This is a genomic window from Rhizobium oryzicola (genome assembly GCF_030504645.1).
GTDB lineage: Bacteria > Pseudomonadota > Alphaproteobacteria > Rhizobiales > Rhizobiaceae > Neorhizobium > Neorhizobium oryzicola.
On record NZ_JAUKWQ010000002.1, the window covers coordinates 357,013 to 374,313 of the forward strand.

Below are 17,301 nucleotides of genomic sequence, written 5' to 3' on the forward strand. Positions count from 1 at the left end.
GCATCGCAACTTCTTGCGGATTCGTCTGTGAGGACGACTCAGCTATTGTGACAATTGCAAGACAGCCGGTGAAGGCGGGTATTGCGGGTTCACCGGTGATGAAAGGCATTCATCAACGGAGAATAAGCTCATGCGAAGCATTCTGACGCTTGTGATGATTGCGTATGCGTCTGCGTTCCCCTCTGGCCTCAACGCGCACGAAGCCCAGAGCGGCTGGCAATATGAAGCCTACTGCTGCAACGGAAACAACCATACCGGCGACTGCCAGATGATCTCGACGAAGAACGTCAAGATCATTGCAGGCGGCTACGAAGTGGAATTGCGACCGGGTGACCATCGTCTGGTTACGCGTTCTCATGATTTCAAAGTGCCTCAGAGCCAGGCGCGGCGCAGCCAGGATGAGGAATATCACCTCTGCCTCTATCCGACCGAGGATACGCTACGCTGCTTCTATGCGCCGGATATGTCCAATTAGCCCCCTATGTCCCAGGGGCGCGTTCCTCCAAACTTGGCGGGGTCTTGGTGAGAAAGGCCCCGAACGCCTGGATCTTGGCGGCATGACGCCGCACCTCCGGAAATGAGCCAACATCTTAGCCGTCTTTGCGCAGCGTATTTTCAGCTTTTCATTTGCAAATTCGCATTGTTCGTGTGCGGTGTGTCATTGGTTAGTTTGCCAGTTTCCGCCTTAACTCCTTGGGGCTTATTCCAAAATATGCCTTAAAGCGGCTGGAGAAGCTAGAGAGTTGGGCATAGCCAACCTCGAATGCGATGTGCGAAATGCTCATGTCCGTATTGATCAGAAGCTTTTGGGCTGCTGTCATGCGCAGCCGCTCTGTTGCGCCGCCAATGGTTTCTCCATGCACCTGCTTGAATGCCTGCTGGAGCTTGGTTCTGTTTGTGCCGAGTTTTCGGGAGAGATCCGCCAGCGAAGGTGGGTGGGCGTAATTCACTTCCAGAAGATCCAGGACTGCTTTTGCTGCTCGAAGATCGGTCGGTCTCAGCAAGGCTTCCACGGCGGAAAGGGTGCGTGCCTGTTCAAGGGCGTGGAACACAAGTTCCTGTGCCTTGATGGTGATAAAGGCCGCATTCATGCAGTTTTCCATGACGCTGGCAGACTGTGGGCCGCTCAACATAAGCTGCACCGCCTCTCGCATGGCGGCGTTGAAATGAAGCGAGCAATGCTGGAAAGGTCCTTCCGTCTCTTCTTTCCTCTGCTCCAGCAGTGATGCGGCGTCAATGCCGAAAAAATCCTTCAGCCATTGGGGGCAGCACGCTACCGTCAGGAATTTTTGCCAATGGCCGGGCAGTATCCTGTCCTGCATGACGTAGTCGCCTGGCGCAGAGAAAATGCCCGCGTCGTGCCGAACGATGCTTTCCAGTCTGTTATGCCCATAGGTGGTTTCGAGCGACAGATCGAAGTTGAAGTGAAAGCGGATCAAGCCCTCATCCGTCACCTCGTGCAGCTTTTCTTCTCGGATTGCACAATCCACCAAGAGGACACGCAGATCTGGCGTTTTCACGAATGCCACCATGCCGTCACCAGCAGCAGGCAGAAATTGTTTGCGCGTGGATTCAAAACGGCCATTGCGTTCCGTTTTCGTCAAATTGTCGTTGAATAGATCACCGGGCAGAATTTCCGAAAATCCGTTCCAGTTGAAGCGCGCGCTCATTTCTCTCCTCCAAAGAGATAAAAGTGCATTTGCATTTCGCCAAAGTTTTTCTGCAAATCCCCAAAGCTCGTAATGCTTGTCTTTCGTAATCGTAACCGGAGCAGACGTAAACCGTCGATTGAGTCGTGCGGGGATAATCCCGTTATTCTACGAAGCATTGTGGGGATATTCGACATCACTCCATTATTGCTTTCTTTTTTAAGGAGGGGTGAGAATGGCTGTTCTTATTGTTGGGGTGGGGCAGACCTATACGACCATTCAGGCTGCCGTGAGCGCTGCCCAGGATGGAGACGAAATCCAGGTCAGAGCCGGAACGTACCGAGAGCAGATCGTTATCGACAAGGCAATCACCCTCGTGGGGGCGAGCCGTGACAGCGTTATCATCGAGGCGCCGGATACGCCGGTTGCGTCGGGGACTTCATCAATAAATGACAAGACCCGCACCGTCATCGTCGATGTTCTTGTCGGCAATGTCAGCAAGAGCGATGTTTTTATCAAAGACCTGACGATTGACGGCCGTGGCAAGGGCACCGCCGATTCATACGGCCTGGTTGGTCTAGGCTCACAGAACTCAAATACGTCCGTCGATAACGTCCATATCAAGGCCATTCGCGAGCCCCTCGATAAGGATGGAAACTATCAAGGAAATAGCAACAGTTTTGGTGTTCTGGCTGAGGGAACCGATCTCAGCAATGGTGCGCGTTATAAGTTTACCATCAAGAATTCTCTTATTGATGAGTTTCAGAAGACCGGCATTATCGCCTGGGGCAAGAGCCTCAATGCCATCATTCAGGATAACCAGATCATAGGTGCTGCTGAACTGGGCAGACCCGTTCAAAACGGTATGCAGATCGGCTCGGCGGGGGATCCCCGAGAGGGGGTAATTGCAACAATTACCGGCAATACGCTGACCAATCTGGGCTATGTCCTCGACCCCTACCTTGCCAGTGGCATTCTGCTATCCAATACCGGCGTTGCTGAAGTTGCCAGCAATATCATTACGGCGGCTGCGGGAGACCTTGATGACACAGGCAAAGGCTCGCTCGTAGCGATCAACCTCCTACACGTGCCCGGCAATGTTAATGTTCATGACAACAAGATCATGGATGCCTACGACGCCATCGTCACGGAAAAACCGCTGCAAAACGCAACCTATACCCTCTCAAACAACGATGTTTCGGGCTCACATATCGCCTTTAGAGATGGTCCTGATCCGCTCGGCACGAATGCAACGACGATCAACGTAAATTCCACAGTCCAATCCACCAACAAAAGTGGCTTATATCTTTACCAGTTGTTTGGTGGCGACGACGTTTTCACCGATACCGGCGTTGGCAATACCAGGGTAGAAGGCGGAGATGGCAACGATACGATCACCACGGGTCGCGGCAACGATGTGCTGATCGGCGGTGCGGGCAGCGACACCCTGAAAGGCGGCGCGGGTAACGACGTTTTCCAGGGCACGGTCGAGGAGTTGAACGGCGATACGATCCAGGATTTCAGCGTTGATGATCGCCTTGTCGTCACGGATGCGGATCTGACCAGCCTGAATGGCAAGACGGCAACCGGCACGCTGACACTTGCGAGTGGTAAGGCGATTACGTTGAACAATCTGCCGGCTGGCGCAACCTGGAATGTGACCTGTAATGCTGCAACGACCACTAGCACCGTAAAGCTCAGCTTGCCCAGCACCGATAGTGGCGGTGGTGGTGGTGGCGGCCCTGCACCGCAGCCGCTTGTGGATGGAGTAGCCGTCACCTCCACGTCGACAATGAACAGTGACGGCAGTCTTTCACAGATAATGACAGTTCCTGTCGTCACCACGGGTCGCGTCGAAAGCGTTGGCAATGCCTCTGTCGCTGACATTCCTCTTTTCAAAACGGCAGGTGGTGTATCTGTGGTCAATGCCGAGGTACCGGTGGGTTTCGGCCTCTCGGTTACCGGAAGCGGGCAGGCCAAATCGCCCAGCGCTTCGCTGACCGACCTCATCCGCGAAATCAAGGCGCACACGCCTTCTGGCTCTTCCGACCAAACGACGCTGGTGGGTGGCGGCACGAAATTTCTCGATGGGCTCGTGCCCAGCAATTCGCTGATCGTCCAGACCATCGTGCCCACTCTGGGCGGGGCTTCCACGCCGCCCGGTTCTCCGCTGATCATCAATGGCACGCCGGCTGCGGAGGGTATTCCGAAGGTGGCGCTTGTTATCGATGGGCACGATCTGCCAACGGGTACGGTGCTTCAATTGCACAATGTCGATTTCGCCGTTGTCGTCGGTAACCTCACGGTTACGGGCGGCACAGGATCCCAGGTGGTGTGGGGCGATAGCGGCAACCAGACCATCAACCTTGGAGCCGATGACGATATCCTCTTCGGCGGTGGTGGTGACGACAAGATTTCCTCCAAGGGCGGTGACGATCGCCTGTTCGGTAATTCCGGTCGCGATGAGCTTTCCGGCGGTGAAGGCAAGGATTTCCTGCATGGCGGGGAGGGGCAGGACGTCGCTCTCTTTGAGCGCACCTCGGACCGTTATGTCGTGACCCAGAACCATGCGGTGGTGACCGTACGTTCGCTGGACGATCCGACCGATGTGGACACGCTCGTGAACATCGAGACGATCCGCTTCAAGGACAAGGATGTGCAGCTTTCCTATGCTACCAAGATCGAGATGATCGCGCGGCTCTATAAGCAACTTTTCGACCGGCAGGGAGATATGGACGGCGTGCAGTTCTGGGCGGAAAAGCTCTCTAAGGGGGCTTCCGCCGGTGACATCGTCACTGATTTCTTCTCTTCTCAGGAAAGCCGGAACATGAAGTTCCAGCAATATAGCAAGGACGGTGCCATCACACTTGAGCTTCTTTATGAGGTGCTCTTCAGCCGCAAATCGGATGATGCAGGCTACGCCTACTGGCAGACAGCTCAGAGCAAGGGCATGAGCCTGACCGAAATTGCAAACCATTTTGCCTATTCACCGGAAATGCAGGCGAAGTATGTCCCGCCAACCGGATGGGAGTTTCTGGTCTAGAAGAACGCGAACACGTCCAGCCTCTCAAAATTGGGGCTGGACTAAAATCTTACTCAAGTGGCGCGCGCTCCTCGAAACTCGGCAGGGTCTTGGTAAGGAAGGCCCGGAAGGCGCGGATCTTGGCGGCATGACGCCGCGCTTCGGGATAAACGAGCCAATAGTGGGAGCCGTCTTCGCAGGTGAGTTCGAAGGGCTGGATGAGGCGCCCCATCGCCACGTCATCCTGATAGAATTCCGGTCGCAGAATGGCCACTCCATGGCCCGCGACGGCGGCCGCTGCCTCTAAAGCCTGCGCACCCATTTTGCTGCGCGGATAAAGATCCAGTTCCGCATCCGGATAACCGGCCGCGGTGAACCAGATCCGCCACCAGCGATCGCCGGGATCGATAATCCTGAGCTTCAGGAGATCCAGCGGTTCGCGCACGCCGCCTATGCTTTCGGCCAGTTTCGGACTGAGCATGGGTGTGAAATGGTTGCGCATCAGGAAATGTGCGCGCAGGCCAGGCCACTGGCCCTGGCCAACGCGGATAGCGACATCGGCCTCAGTCTTGTTGAAGTCGATGATCTCCTGCGTGGTTTCCAGCCGTACCGCAATACGGGGATTGTCCAACTGGAAAATGCCCAGATGCCGCGCCAGCCAATGGCTGGCAAAGGTTGCCGTCGCATTGATGGTGAGCGTGCCTTCCGATGTGCTGCGCATGTCGGAGATGGCTGCGCTCAACAATTCGAACGCTTCCGACACCTTCGGTGCGAGACGGGCGCCGGCGTCTGTCAGGGTGATGCGGCGCGGCCGGCGCAGAAACAGGCTCTCACCCAGCAGGTCTTCCAGCAGCTTGATCTGATAGCTGACAGCGGTCTGCGTCAGCCCCAGTTCTTCGCCCGCCTTGGTGAAGCTCAAGTGCCTGGCAACGGCCTCGAACACGCGCAGCGCATTCACCGGAAATTGCTTCGATATTTTCATGCATCAACCCTCTTGATCCATATAGACGAAGCTTCGATTGGATCGCCGGTGCTTCTGCGAGCATCATAGCCTCATTCATTCGATGCGAAAGGGCTGTCAGATGTTTGAAACCATGGAAGGATCGCGGGCAGCAAGCCTATGGTCGCGGCTGGTATCGCGCTTACTCGGCGTGAAGGATCTGGCTCAGAAGCGGCGCGGACGCAGCAACCGGCTTGATGTGGAAGAGATGCCGGAAAGCCAGAAGCGGGATCTGGGACTGGAGGATCGCGGCATCAACGTCGGTCGCCAGAGACTGCCGACGGCCTTCGATGCTGCCCGCGACTCATTCCTTCGGCGTCCGCTCTAGTCCTCTTCCGTAAACGGTCAGCAACTCCGCCGCCACCAGGGCGGCAATGACGGCGGGGCGCTTGTCCCGCACCTGGGTTCCGCCGATCGGCAGGATCAACCGGTCGGTTGTCACCGCGCCCTCCGTTTCCCGCGCCAGCCAGCTTTTGAAGGTGGCGCGTTTTGTGGCGGAGCCAATCATGCCGATATAGGCGAGGTCATCCCGCGCCAGGGCTTCACGGGCAATGAGGAAATCTAGCGCGTGGTCATGCGTCAGGATGATCACTGCGCTGGAGGATGCGAGATCTTTCACCAGCGCTTCCGGCATGGCCACATGGCGTGCCGTGACGTTTTCGGGCAGGTCGATGAGGGCGTCCGCCCGCGTTTCCACCACCGTCACCCGAAAGGGCAGGGGCGCCAGCGCTGTCGCCAGCGCCTGGCCGACATGTCCTGCACCAAACAGCATGACGGTTGGAAACGCCTCTGACTCGGCGGCAAGGCGTGCCTCAAGCTCAGCCCGGACGGCAGGCGTCACGCTTGTGAAAGACAGGGCGGTACGTCCGCCGCAGCATTGGCCGATTTCCGGGCCGAGCGGAATATCAAGCTGCGGCTGTCCGCCGCCAGTGAGGAGCGCGCGGGCATTGTCGATCGCCACGAATTCCAGTTGCCCGCCGCCGATCGTGCCCCAGCATTCTGACTGCGATACCAGCATGAACGCGCCTTCTTCCCGCGGCGTCGAGCCCTTGGCTTCGATGACGGTGACGAGGATGCAGACAGGATAGGCATCCAGAAAGCGTGCGATCGGCATGGGCGTCGTCATTTGCCTCTGCCGTCTTCACGCCGCGTGATCGCCAGTTCGCTGTGGTTCACTTTCGTCCTCGAAACCATTGTGCAGCGTCCCGTTCAACTCGAACATCAGGCCATCTCTTTCATAAAGGGTCACGCCCGTTCCTGAAAAGTAATTGGCAACGATCTGGTCGGTCAAACGGGATCCGAACCCCCGGCGGCGCGGTCCCTGCACGGGAGGCCCTCCCGATTCCTGCCAGATAAAGCGGAAGCTTTTATCCTCCCTGGTTGACCATGAGATGGCGATCCGGCCGCTTTCGGTCGAAAGCGCGCCATATTTCAGGGCATTGGTTGCGAGCTCATAAACCGCGAGCGACAGGCCAACCGCCTGTTGCGGCGAGACCCGCACATCGGGTCCCGACACGATCAAACGCTGCGGCTCATCAAGATGGGCCTCCATGCTTTCGCGGATGATGCTCGCCAGGTCTGCGTCCGTTTCGGATTGGTGGATGAGGTTCTGAGCCTTTCCAAGGGCAGCGATGCGTTTGCTGATTGTATCGCGCGCCTCTTCCAGCGTTTCCGCATGGCGCATGGTGGCGCTGACGACCGCTGTTGTGACAGCCACGCTGTTTTTGACCCGGTGCACAAGTTCGCGTCGCAACAGTTCCTCGTTGCGACGGCTTTTCACGGCAGCCGTTGTGTCGACCGCGACGTCGATCAGTCCGGCCACTCGTCCTGCGTCGTCGTAAAGCGGACTATAGGAGAACGTCCAGAACGTCTCTTCCGGATAGCCGTTACGGTGCATGATCAGTCGCAGATCTTCGGTGAATGTGCTGCGGCCAGCCAGTGCTTCTGCCACGAAGGGTTTCACATCCTCCCAGACATCGGACCAGATCTCTTGAAAAGGCTGCCCAAGAGCGCCGCGCTCCTTGGCACCCAGAAACGGTCGGTAGGCGTCATTGTAGACGATGTTGAGATCATCGCCCCAGAAGAGGCAGATCGCGTGTCCCTGCTGGACCATCATCTGCACGACGCTGCGCAGTGACACAGGCCATGTGTCGATCGCCCCCATCGAGGTTTTCGACCAGTTAAAGGCGCGAATGGCGCGCCCCATTTCACCACCATCCCTAGGGAAATCAAACACGCGCAAATCCCGGCCGTAAACCATTTCACATTCAATATCGTGCAGCTTGTTCCATTATCGAGGGTCGCTGACACAGCCGCGATATTTTTTTCGAGCCTACATCCCCTTCAGCCGCTCCACGGCCATCAACACCCGCTCGGGCGTCGCTGGCGCATCAAGCCGCGGGCAGACCCTGTAATCGGCAATCGAGGCCACCGCCATGGAGAGCGCCTCCAGCACGGAAATGCCCAGCATGAAGGGGGGCTCGCCCACCGCCTTGGAGCGCCCGATGGTCTGTTCGCGGTTTTCCGACCATTCGGCCAGCTTCACGTTGAAAATCTTGGGCCGGTCGGAGGCGAGCGGGATCTTGTAGGTGGAGGGCGCGTGGGTGCGCAGGCGGCCCTTGCCGTCCCACCACAGCTCCTCGGTCGTCAGCCAGCCCATGCCCTGCACGAAGGCACCTTCCACCTGGCCGATATCGATGACCGGGTTCAGCGACTTGCCGACATCGTGGAGGATATCCGTGCGGTCGACCAGATATTCGCCGGTCAGTGTGTCGATCGAGACTTCCGAGCAGGCCGCGCCATAGGCGAAATAGAAGAAGGGCCGGCCCTTGCCCGCCGCGCGATCCCAATGGATCTTCGGTGTCTTGTAGAAGCCGGCGGCGGAAAGCTGTACGCGGTCGAAATAGGCGGCCTTTACCAGCGCATCAAAGCTGACCGTCTCGGTGCCAATGCGCACTCGGTTCGGCAGAAACTCGATGTCGCCAGCCTGTGCCTGCCATTTGCGGCAGGCGAAATCGATCAGCCGGTCCTTGATCTGGCGGGCGGCATCATAGGCTGCCATCCCGTTCAGATCCGAGCCTGACGAGGCGGCGGTGGCGGATGTGTTCGGCACCTTGCCTGTCGTCGTGGCGGTGATCTTCACCCGCTCGATATCGACATTGAAGGTGTCGGCCACCACTTGCGCCACCTTGGTATAGAGCCCCTGGCCCATTTCGGTGCCGCCATGGTTCAGGTGGATCGAGCCGTCCGAATAGACATGCACCAGCGCACCTGCCTGGTTGAAGGCGGTCATGGTGAAGGAAATGCCGAACTTGACGGGCGTCAGCGCAATGCCCTTGCGGATGACCGGGCTGTTCTGGTTGAATTCGATGATCGCCTGACGCCGCGCGCGGTAAGCGCTGGAGGTTTCCAGCTCCTCCACCAGACGCAGGAGGATATTGTCCTCCACCTCCTGGTGGTAGGGCGTCAGCGTGCGGCCGGAACCGGGCTCACCGTAGAAATTCAGCTTGCGGATATCGAGCGGATCCTTGCCGACCCCATAGGCGATTTCCTCGATGAAGCGCTCGCCGCCCACCATGCCCTGCGGCCCGCCGAACCCGCGAAAGGCGGTGTTGGAGCAGGTGTGGGTCTTCAGCGGCTTGGAGGTGAGATGCACATGCGGATAGAAATAGCTGGAATCCGCATGGAACAGAGCGCGGTCGGTCACCGGGCCGGAAAGGTCGGATGAGAAGCCGCAGCGGGCCGCAAAGGTGGCATCCACCGCGTGGATGCGGCCCTCGTCATCGAAGCCCAGTTCGTAATCGACGCGGAAATCGTGCCGCTTGCCGGTCACCATCATGTCTTCGTCGCGGTCCGGGCGGAATTTGACAGCCCGGTTCAGCTTCTTGGCGGCAACGGCTGCGAGGCATGCGAAATGCGCGCCTTGCGTTTCCTTGCCGCCAAAGCCGCCGCCCATGCGGCGCGTGTTGACGGTGACGGCGTGGCTGGCGCAATGCAGGACATGCGCCACCATATGCTGAACTTCCGTCGGGTGCTGGGTGGAGGACCAGACGGTGACGTCCTCATCCTCACCGGGAATGGCAAGCGCGATCTGGCTTTCCAGATAGAAATGCTCCTGTCCGCCAACATAAAACCGGCCGGTCAGGCGGCGCGGGGCGTTTGCCATTTCCGTTTCCGGCGTGCCGCGCTTCAAAGTCATCGGCGTCACGACGAGAGGCGCGTTGTTTTCGAGCGCGCTATCGATATCGGTCCAATGGGGCAGGTCGCGATATTCGATCTTGGCAAGACGTGCGGCCCGGCGGGCCTGTTCTCGCGTTTCGCCGATGACGACAAAGATCGGCTGGCCGTGGAATTCCACCTTTGTCGTGGCGAGCAGGCGCTCATCGCCGCTGCCGTTGGAGGATACGTCGTTGACGCCGGGAATATCATCCGCCGTCAGCACTGTCACCACGCCCGGCGCTGCCCGGACTGCGGAGAGATCGACCGACAGGATGTCGGCATGCGCCCGGTCCGACAGGCCGAGTGCGGCATGCAGCGTGCCGGCGGGTTCGGGAATGTCATCGATATATTCGGCGGTGCCCGTGACGTGCTTGTGCGCGGAGTCATGGCGGAGCGATGCATGCATCGGGCCGTTGATGGTGTCCTTGGTGTCGAAGGTGGTGGTATCCATCAGCGGATTCCTTCGATTGGTGTTTGCTGAGCGGCGGCATGCAAGCTGCCCCTCACCCTAACCCTCTCCCCGCTTGCGGGGAGAGGGGACTTGCCCGATGCGAGGCTGCGATGGGCGGAGGTGGTGCGGCAACTTCCTTCTCCCCGCGAGCGGGGAGAAGGTGCCGGCAGGCGGATGAGGGGCTGCTGATACGTAGTTCTGGCCATCCCTCACGCCTCCTCAGGCTCGAAGCGCGACAATTCCTGGGGCTGGCCCGCCGTTTCCAGGAAAAAGCGGGTTAGCAGATTCTTTGCCGTAATCGTGCGGTATTCCGCCGTGGCGCGCCAGTCGGTCAACGGTTGATAATCCTCGTCGAAGGCATCGCGCACCGAGGCGACCGTATTCCAGCTCCAGGGGCGGCCGATGAGGGCGTTCTCGACAGCTGTCGCGCGCTTCGGCGTTCCGGCCATTCCGCCGAAGGCGATGCGGCAGGTTTCCACACAACCTTCGCCATCCAAGGTCAGATAAAAGGCGCCGCACAGCGCCGAGATGTCCTCGTCGCGGCGTTTCGAGATCTTGTAGACCGCGTAAAAGGCTTCCTCGCTTCCATGCGGAATGGTGATCTTCTCAACGAATTCGCCTTGTTGGCGGTCCTGCTTGCCATAGGTGATGAAGTACTGTTCCAGCGGCAGGGTGCGGCTGCCAGAGGCGGAGCGCAACGTGACGGTGGCACCCAGCGCAATCAGCGCCGGCGGCGTATCACCGATGGGCGAGCCGTTGGCGATATTGCCACCGATGGTGCCCATGTTGCGCACCTGCTGGCCGCCCAAGCGATCAAACAGGCGGCCGAGCGCCGGGTAATGGCTTTCCAGCACCTCGAAGCCTTGCGCATAGGTCACGCCCGCGCCGATCACGATGCCGGTCTCATCCGCGGTGAGGGTCTGCAGGTCGGTCAGGTGGTTGATGAAGACGACCGGATTGATCGGCCGCATCTGCTTGGTGACCCAGAGGCCGACATCGGTTGCCCCCGCCACGATGGTTGCTCCCGGATGCTCGGCCAGCACCCCTGCCAGGTCGGAAAGTGAGCCCGGAATGATCGCCTGCCTGTCGTCCTTGTCGACGCGGATGGTTTCCGAGGATGCCCGGATGGTCCAGAGCTTGGCCATGACCTCGGCGCGGTCGCGCTCGATCGGGTCGAACAGTGCGCTGGGGCGGCTGGCCGCCACCTGTTCGGCGGCCTTGACGATCGGCTCATAGCCGGTGCAGCGACAGAGATTGCCCTGGAGCGCCGTTTCGATCTCGGCGCGGGTCGGGTTCTCGCTTGCCATCCAGAGGCCGTAGAGCGACATAATGAAGCCGGGGGTGCAGAAGCCGCATTGCGAGCCGTGGCAATCGACCATGGCCTGCTGCACGGGGTGCAGTCTGCCGTCCTTGCCCGCCAGGTGCTCCACCGTCACCACATGCGTGCCATGCAGGGAGCCGACGAAGCGGATGCAGGCATTGACGCTTTCATAGCGCAGCGCGCCCCCGATCAGCCGCCCGACAAGAACGGTGCAGGCGCCGCAATCGCCTTCCGCGCAGCCTTCCTTGCTGCCGGTCAGCCGCCGCCTCAGCCTCAGATAATCCAGGAGCGTTTCCGTGGGCGCAAAATCGCTTAGGGAAACCTCTTCACCATTGAGGATAAAGCGTATGGCAGCCGTCATGCGTGTTCCCTTATGGACTTATTGAGCGGTCCAGCCGCCGTCTATGGAGATGTGTGTGCCGGTGATCTGTCGTGCTGCGTCGCTAGCGAGGAACAGCGCTGTCGCGGCCACTTCCTCGATGGAGACGAATTCCTTCGTCGCCTGCAAACGGAGCATGACGTCCGTCTTGACCGCCTCTTCCGAGATACCACGTTCGCGCGCCGTGTCGGGGATCTGTTTCTCCACGAGGGGCGTCAGCACGTAGCCGGGGCAGATGGCGTTCACTGTAATGCCGGTTTCGGCCAATTCCAGTGCGGCGGTTTTGGTCAATCCCAAAACGCCGTGCTTAGCAGCGACATAAGCCGATTTGAACGGCGATGCAACCAGTCCATGCGCGGATGCGACATTGATGATGCGGCCATGGCCAGCCTTCTTCATCAGCGGAATGGTGTTGCGCATGGTGTGGAAGGCTGATGACAGCAGGATGGCGATCAACTGATCCCATTTCTCAACAGGGAAATCCTCGATCTTCGCCACATGCTGGATGCCGGCATTGTTGACGAGAACATCGACCGTACCGAAAGTCTTCTCGGCTGTGTGGATGAGATCGGCGATCTCATCCGGCCTGGTCATGTCGGCGCCATGGTAGAGCGCCTTTGGCGCCCCCAGTGTTTCCAGTTCTGCCCGCGCCGCCTCGATCTCTTCCGGCTTGCCGAAGCCGTTGATGACGACATTGTCGCCTCCCTTCGCAAAGGCACGGGCAATGCCAAGCCCGATGCCGCTGGTGGAGCCGGTAACGACGACAGTTCTGGCCATGCTCTCTCTCCCTGACGTTTTCCGCGGCGTTCTGCTGCGTCGCGGTAATCAGGAAAAGTATGCCTAAAGTGATCAGGCTGGCAACTGAGCTATTTCACGTAGTCTCAATGCCTCAACGGCAGCTGCGGACTTCCTTCAGGGCCGCCGTGACACCTTTGAGCGAATAGGAATAGGTGGTGGCGGTGCCGCGTTGGGACGTGGCCTGCAATGTCATTTCCGACCCGCCGCGCATGGCGTCCACGAGTGCGGGTTCGCGGGAGGGGTCACGCACCCAGGCGGCGTTGTCCTTCGGCACCAGCGTGAAGGTATCGCCACCGATTTCCACCTTGATGGTCGAATCGGATTTCAGGTCATAGCCCATGATCGCTTGCGGCATCATGGAGGAGCCCTCCGGCGCCACGAGGAAATAGTTTTCGCCGTGGTTGACGCTTTCTGGCAGGGCGGATGTCGGAACGCTCAAGACATAGCAGCGCTTGGCCGCACCACCGCCATAGGAATAGACGCCCCAGTCATCGAACTGTTTCACCCGTGCGGGCTGGGCAGCAGCGGCAAAGGCGGTGGACAGGGTAACCAGAACGGCTAGGGCGGATGTCTTGACGGACATTCGTACTCTCCTCGTAAACATGCTTGGGAAACAGCCGGCGCGCGAAAACCACAACCGGCGATACGCGTGCGATTGAACGGGAGGAGGGTTATCGAAAGGTTAACAGGCGGATCAACCCTTTGGACGGAACGCTCACAAAGGGTTGATGAGTGTTGCTCGGATTTTGGTCTCGTCAGGGGCGGGCGGGAATGTTGACGCCCTTGGCGACGGCGGGACGTGCCAGCATGCGCTCAAACCAGGCGGGCAGGGCGCTGAGCTTCTCATACTCCACCAGCGGGCCAGCTTCGTAGAAACCGGTGAGGCTGCGGATCCAGCCGACAATGGCAATATCGGCGATCGTATATTCATCGCCCATGATCCAGTCACGGCCCGTCAGGCGCTGTTCGAGCACGCCGAGCAGGCGCTTGGTCTCGTTGAGGTAGCGGTCACGCGGACGCTTGTCCTCAATCTCCTTGCCGGCAAACTTATGGAAGAAGCCGAGCTGGCCAAACATGGGACCGATCGCCGCCATCTGGAACATCACCCACTGGATCGTCTCGTAGCGGCGGGCGGGATCAGCAGGCAGAAGCTTGCCGGTCTTTTCCGCAAGGTAGATCAGGATCGCGCCGGATTCGAACAGGGTGATCGGCTTGCCATCCGGGCCGTTGGGGTCAAGGATGGAGGGGATCTTGCCGTTCGGGTTCAGCGACAGGAATTCCGGACCCCAGGTTTCGTTCTCGCCGATATTGATGAAATGCGGCTCGTAGGGCAGGCCGATCTCTTCCAGCATGATAGAGACCTTCACGCCGTTCGGCGTCGGCGTGGAATAAAGCTGCAGAATGTCCGGATTGGCCGCCGGCCAGCGGGTTGTGATGGGGAAGTTCGAAAGGTCAGCCATGATGTCCTCGTGGGGCTAAAACGGAGCGGACTATATCTTCCAGCCGTGACAAAGCTAGGAGGATGCTTGCGACAGACTTTGGCCCACCCGGTGCTGAATCATTTCAAAGGCTTGGGCGAAGCCGTTGCGAACTTGATTCGACCAAAGGCAAATTCTGCTTCAATTTCAGGAGTCTGCGGATGTCTTGCCTGCACATTCGCCGCTAAGGCCTTGGCGCAGGATTCTTTTTATCCCGTCTTCCATCGATATTTTCGAACACGCCGTTCGAAACTTTCCTGTTTCAATCGGTGCACCTGCTTTCTATCTACGGCCCAGACGACGAACAGGATGCAGGAACATGGAACTCGGCCTTTATACCTTCGCGGATGTCGATCCGAATATCGCCAGCGGCAGCCGCGGCCAGGATGCGGCAACGCGCCTGAAGCATCTGCTGGAAGAGATCGAACTGGCGGATCAGGTGGGGCTCGATGTCTTTGGTCTCGGGGAACATCACCGGCCGGATTATGCCGTCTCATCCCCCTCGACGGTCCTTGCCGCAGCAGCGGTGAAGACGAAGAACATCCGCCTCACCAGCGCCGTCTCGGTGCTAAGTTCGGATGATCCGATCCGCGTGTTCCAGCAGTTTTCGACCGTCGACCTTCTCTCCGGCGGTCGTGCCGAGATCATGGCGGGGCGCGGCTCTTTCATCGAATCCTATCCCTTGTTCGGCTACGACCTGGAAGATTACGACCGGCTTTTTTCCGAAAAGCTCGACCTGCTGCTGACCCTGCGTGACAATGAGATCGTCAACTGGGCAGGCGAGCTGCGCGCACCAATCCAGAATCGCGGCGTCTATCCGCGCCCGTTGCAGGAAAAACTGCCGGTCTGGATTGCTGTGGGTGGCACGCCGCAATCGGTCGCCCGCGCCGGCGCCATGGGCCTGCCGCTGGCGGTTGCCATTATCGGCGGGGACTATGCGCGTTTTGCGCCCTTCTTCGAACTCTACCGCGAGGCGGCCCGCCGCTCCGGCCATGATCCGAAGACGCTTGCGACCAGCATCAATGTGCATGGTTTCATTGCCGATACGACCGATATCGCTGCCGATCAGTTTTACGGCCCGCAGGCGGCCGTCATGGATCGTCTCGGCCGCGAGCGCGGCTGGCCGCCCACCAACCGTGCGCAGTTCGATCGTGCCCGCTCGGCGCCCGGCAATCTCTTTGTCGGTGATCCCGAAACGGTGGCGGAAAAGATCGTGGCCGCGCACAAGGTGTTCGGCAACAGCCGCTTCCTGCTGCAGATGGCGATCGGCCTGATGCCGCATGATCAGATCATGCGCGGTATCGAACTTTTCGGCACCAAGGTGGCACCGCTTGTCAGAAAGGCGTTGACGCCCGTGCAGGATGGCGCGAAACCGACCGCTTGAATTTTTCCAAGCCGGACCGTTTCGCTATGATCATCACCACCGACGACGAACTTCAGAAGCTGAAGGCCATCGGACGCATCTGCGCCCAGGCCGTCGAGGTGATGGCCAAGGCGCTCGAACCTGGCATCACGACCCTCGAACTCGACCAGATTGGCCGCAAGGTGCTGGAGGACAATGGCGCGCAATCGGCGCCGGAATTCTGCTATCAGTTTCCGGGAGCGACCTGCATCAGCGTCAATGAAGAGGTGGCGCATGGCATTCCGGGTGCGCGCGTCATCCAGGCGGGCGATCTCGTCAATATCGACGTCTCCGCCGTCAAGGACGGTTTCTTCGGCGATACGGGCTCATCCTTTGCAGTGCCGCCGATCAAGCGTGAGGTGGAGAAACTGGTGCGCGACGGACGCCGCGCGCTCTGGACCGGCTTGCAGCAGGTGAAGACGGGCAAGCCGATCGCCGGCATCGGCAATGCGATCGGCACGTTTGCCAAGAAGAACCGCTATACGCTGATCACCAATCTCGCGAGCCACGGCGTGGGACGCTCCCTCCATGAGGAGCCGACCGAAGTGCCCACCTGGCCGGACCCGGATGAAAGCCGGATCATGGAGGAGGGGCTGGTGTTTACGGTCGAGCCCTTCCTGTCGCTGGGCGGCACCTGGGCCGAAGATGGCGGCAATGGCGACCCCTGGACGCTCTACAGCGACCCGAAGGCGCTGACCGTTCAGTTTGAGCACACCATCGTCGTCACCCGCAATGGCCCGCTGATTTTGACGTTGGCGGAGTGACCTCTCCGCTCCTTGACATAAGCGCGCAATTTACACATTTTACACAAAAGAGGTGTGGCAAATGGTGCAAGCTGTCAAAGTAACCGCCACGGATTTCGCGCGCGGCTTCTCAAAATACCGGGAGGAAGCATTCGGTACGGATGTGATTGAAGTCACGTCGCATGGCCGCGTGATCGGCGGCTATCTCTCCGCGAAGGAACTGGAGCATTACCGCGCCTTGAAGCAGCGTGAGCGTGACGTAATCCTCGTTTCCGAGATGGATGATGACTTGGCGGCGGCCATCATGAAGGCCGAATACGGCAAAGCCTCCGAGTGAATTACCCTGATCCCGTTACCGGTTTGGTCATCCGCTATAACTATCTTTGGGATAAGGAAAAGCGGGCTGGCTATGTCGAAGGCAGTAAGGATCGGCCTTGTGCTATCGTGATGCACGCCTTGAGGGATGGGGCGACGATCGTTGTCCCCATTACCCATTCGCCACCTGATCCCGGTGAAGAAGATCTTTCTATCGAAATTCCCTTATCCATCGGTGCATCGCTCGGGCTGGATGATGCCGGAAGTTGGGTGCGGGTGAGTGAGGTCAACCGCTTCTTCTGGCCCGGCATCCATCTTCGCCCATTGCCGCAGGATCCCGGACGGGTTCATTACGGCATGATACCGAGAGAGTTCTTCCTTGAAATTCAAGATAGGCTCTTTGCCGCCATGCAGAAGACTCGGGTGCCGAAGACGGAACGTTAGATGCAAGGAAGGCGTGGCTCTTCAGCAATCGATCATGTGATGTGATCGATACATGCGGGATTGTTGATTGTCGTCGAGTCC

Annotated in this window: 16 protein-coding genes; 7 read left to right on the plus strand and 9 right to left on the minus strand. The window is 59.1% G+C overall.

Features of this window, described 5'->3' with window-relative positions:
* Positions 1-130 precede the first annotated feature (130 nt).
* Positions 131-475 carry a hypothetical protein gene (locus tag Q2T52_RS09030; protein ID WP_302076379.1) on the plus strand — a complete coding sequence of 115 codons (345 nt, stop codon included), beginning with the start codon at positions 131-133 and terminating at the stop codon, positions 473-475.
* Positions 476-665: 190 nt separating this feature from the next.
* On the opposite strand, the gene Q2T52_RS09035 is transcribed toward Q2T52_RS09030, so the two are convergent.
* The gene (locus Q2T52_RS09035) at positions 666-1,670 is read right to left on the minus strand and encodes an AraC family transcriptional regulator (RefSeq protein ID WP_302076380.1); all 1,005 of its coding nucleotides are present in this window, start codon (positions 1,668-1,670) and stop codon (positions 666-668) included.
* A 214-nt stretch (positions 1,671-1,884) separates the two neighbouring features.
* Here Q2T52_RS09035 and Q2T52_RS09040 point away from each other — a divergent pair, with 214 nt between their 5' ends.
* Entirely contained in the window at positions 1,885-4,692 is a 2,808-nt protein-coding gene (locus Q2T52_RS09040) for a DUF4214 domain-containing protein (protein ID WP_302076381.1), read from the plus strand.
* Positions 4,693-4,741: 49 nt separating this feature from the next.
* On the opposite strand, the gene Q2T52_RS09045 is transcribed toward Q2T52_RS09040, so the two are convergent.
* Complete coding sequence (locus Q2T52_RS09045) at positions 4,742-5,653, minus strand: LysR substrate-binding domain-containing protein (protein WP_302076382.1); 912 nt, start codon at positions 5,651-5,653, stop codon at positions 4,742-4,744.
* A gap of 100 nt (positions 5,654-5,753) precedes the next feature.
* Here Q2T52_RS09045 and Q2T52_RS09050 point away from each other — a divergent pair, with 100 nt between their 5' ends.
* Positions 5,754-5,999 (plus strand): hypothetical protein, encoded by a 246-nt coding sequence (locus Q2T52_RS09050; RefSeq protein ID WP_302076383.1) that lies wholly within the window; start codon positions 5,754-5,756, stop codon positions 5,997-5,999.
* Here the strand turns inward: Q2T52_RS09050 and xdhC are convergent.
* The 7 genes from xdhC to Q2T52_RS09085 form a co-directional block, all read right to left on the minus strand.
* Positions 5,976-6,797 (minus strand): xanthine dehydrogenase accessory protein XdhC, encoded by an 822-nt coding sequence (gene xdhC / locus Q2T52_RS09055; RefSeq protein WP_302076384.1) that lies wholly within the window; start codon positions 6,795-6,797, stop codon positions 5,976-5,978. The two genes, Q2T52_RS09050 and xdhC, sit on opposite strands and share 24 nt — an antisense overlap.
* 15 nt (positions 6,798-6,812) lie before the next feature.
* Positions 6,813-7,907, minus strand: coding sequence for a sensor histidine kinase (locus Q2T52_RS09060; RefSeq protein ID WP_302076385.1), 1,095 nt, complete (start codon positions 7,905-7,907; stop codon positions 6,813-6,815).
* Positions 7,908-8,003: 96 nt separating this feature from the next.
* A complete protein-coding gene (gene xdhB / locus Q2T52_RS09065; RefSeq protein WP_302076386.1) occupies positions 8,004-10,340 on the minus strand; it encodes a xanthine dehydrogenase molybdopterin binding subunit in 2,337 nt (778 codons plus the stop codon).
* A gap of 209 nt (positions 10,341-10,549) precedes the next feature.
* Positions 10,550-12,022: a xanthine dehydrogenase small subunit gene (gene xdhA / locus Q2T52_RS09070; RefSeq protein WP_302076388.1), complete on the minus strand. Its 1,473-nt coding sequence runs from the start codon at positions 12,020-12,022 to the stop codon at positions 10,550-10,552.
* An 18-nt stretch (positions 12,023-12,040) separates the two neighbouring features.
* Positions 12,041-12,817 carry a 3-hydroxybutyrate dehydrogenase gene (locus Q2T52_RS09075; RefSeq protein WP_302076389.1) on the minus strand — a complete coding sequence of 259 codons (777 nt, stop codon included), beginning with the start codon at positions 12,815-12,817 and terminating at the stop codon, positions 12,041-12,043.
* 112 nt (positions 12,818-12,929) lie between these two features.
* A complete protein-coding gene (locus Q2T52_RS09080) occupies positions 12,930-13,421 on the minus strand; it encodes an invasion associated locus B family protein (protein WP_302076390.1) in 492 nt (163 codons plus the stop codon).
* Positions 13,422-13,593: 172 nt separating this feature from the next.
* A complete protein-coding gene (locus Q2T52_RS09085) occupies positions 13,594-14,298 on the minus strand; it encodes a glutathione binding-like protein (RefSeq protein ID WP_302076391.1) in 705 nt (234 codons plus the stop codon).
* Between the two features lie 337 nt (positions 14,299-14,635).
* Here Q2T52_RS09085 and Q2T52_RS09090 point away from each other — a divergent pair, with 337 nt between their 5' ends.
* From Q2T52_RS09090 to Q2T52_RS09105, 4 genes are all read left to right on the plus strand, one after another.
* Positions 14,636-15,700: an LLM class flavin-dependent oxidoreductase gene (locus tag Q2T52_RS09090; protein WP_302076392.1), complete on the plus strand. Its 1,065-nt coding sequence runs from the start codon at positions 14,636-14,638 to the stop codon at positions 15,698-15,700.
* 26 nt (positions 15,701-15,726) lie between these two features.
* Entirely contained in the window at positions 15,727-16,482 is a 756-nt protein-coding gene (gene map, locus Q2T52_RS09095) for a type I methionyl aminopeptidase (RefSeq protein WP_302076393.1), read from the plus strand.
* Between the two features lie 61 nt (positions 16,483-16,543).
* Positions 16,544-16,798 carry a type II toxin-antitoxin system Phd/YefM family antitoxin gene (locus Q2T52_RS09100; RefSeq protein ID WP_302076394.1) on the plus strand — a complete coding sequence of 85 codons (255 nt, stop codon included), beginning with the start codon at positions 16,544-16,546 and terminating at the stop codon, positions 16,796-16,798.
* Positions 16,795-17,220, plus strand: coding sequence for a hypothetical protein (locus Q2T52_RS09105; protein WP_302076395.1), 426 nt, complete (start codon positions 16,795-16,797; stop codon positions 17,218-17,220). The genes Q2T52_RS09100 and Q2T52_RS09105 overlap by 4 nt, the downstream gene beginning before the upstream one ends.
* Positions 17,221-17,301: the final 81 nt, after the last annotated feature.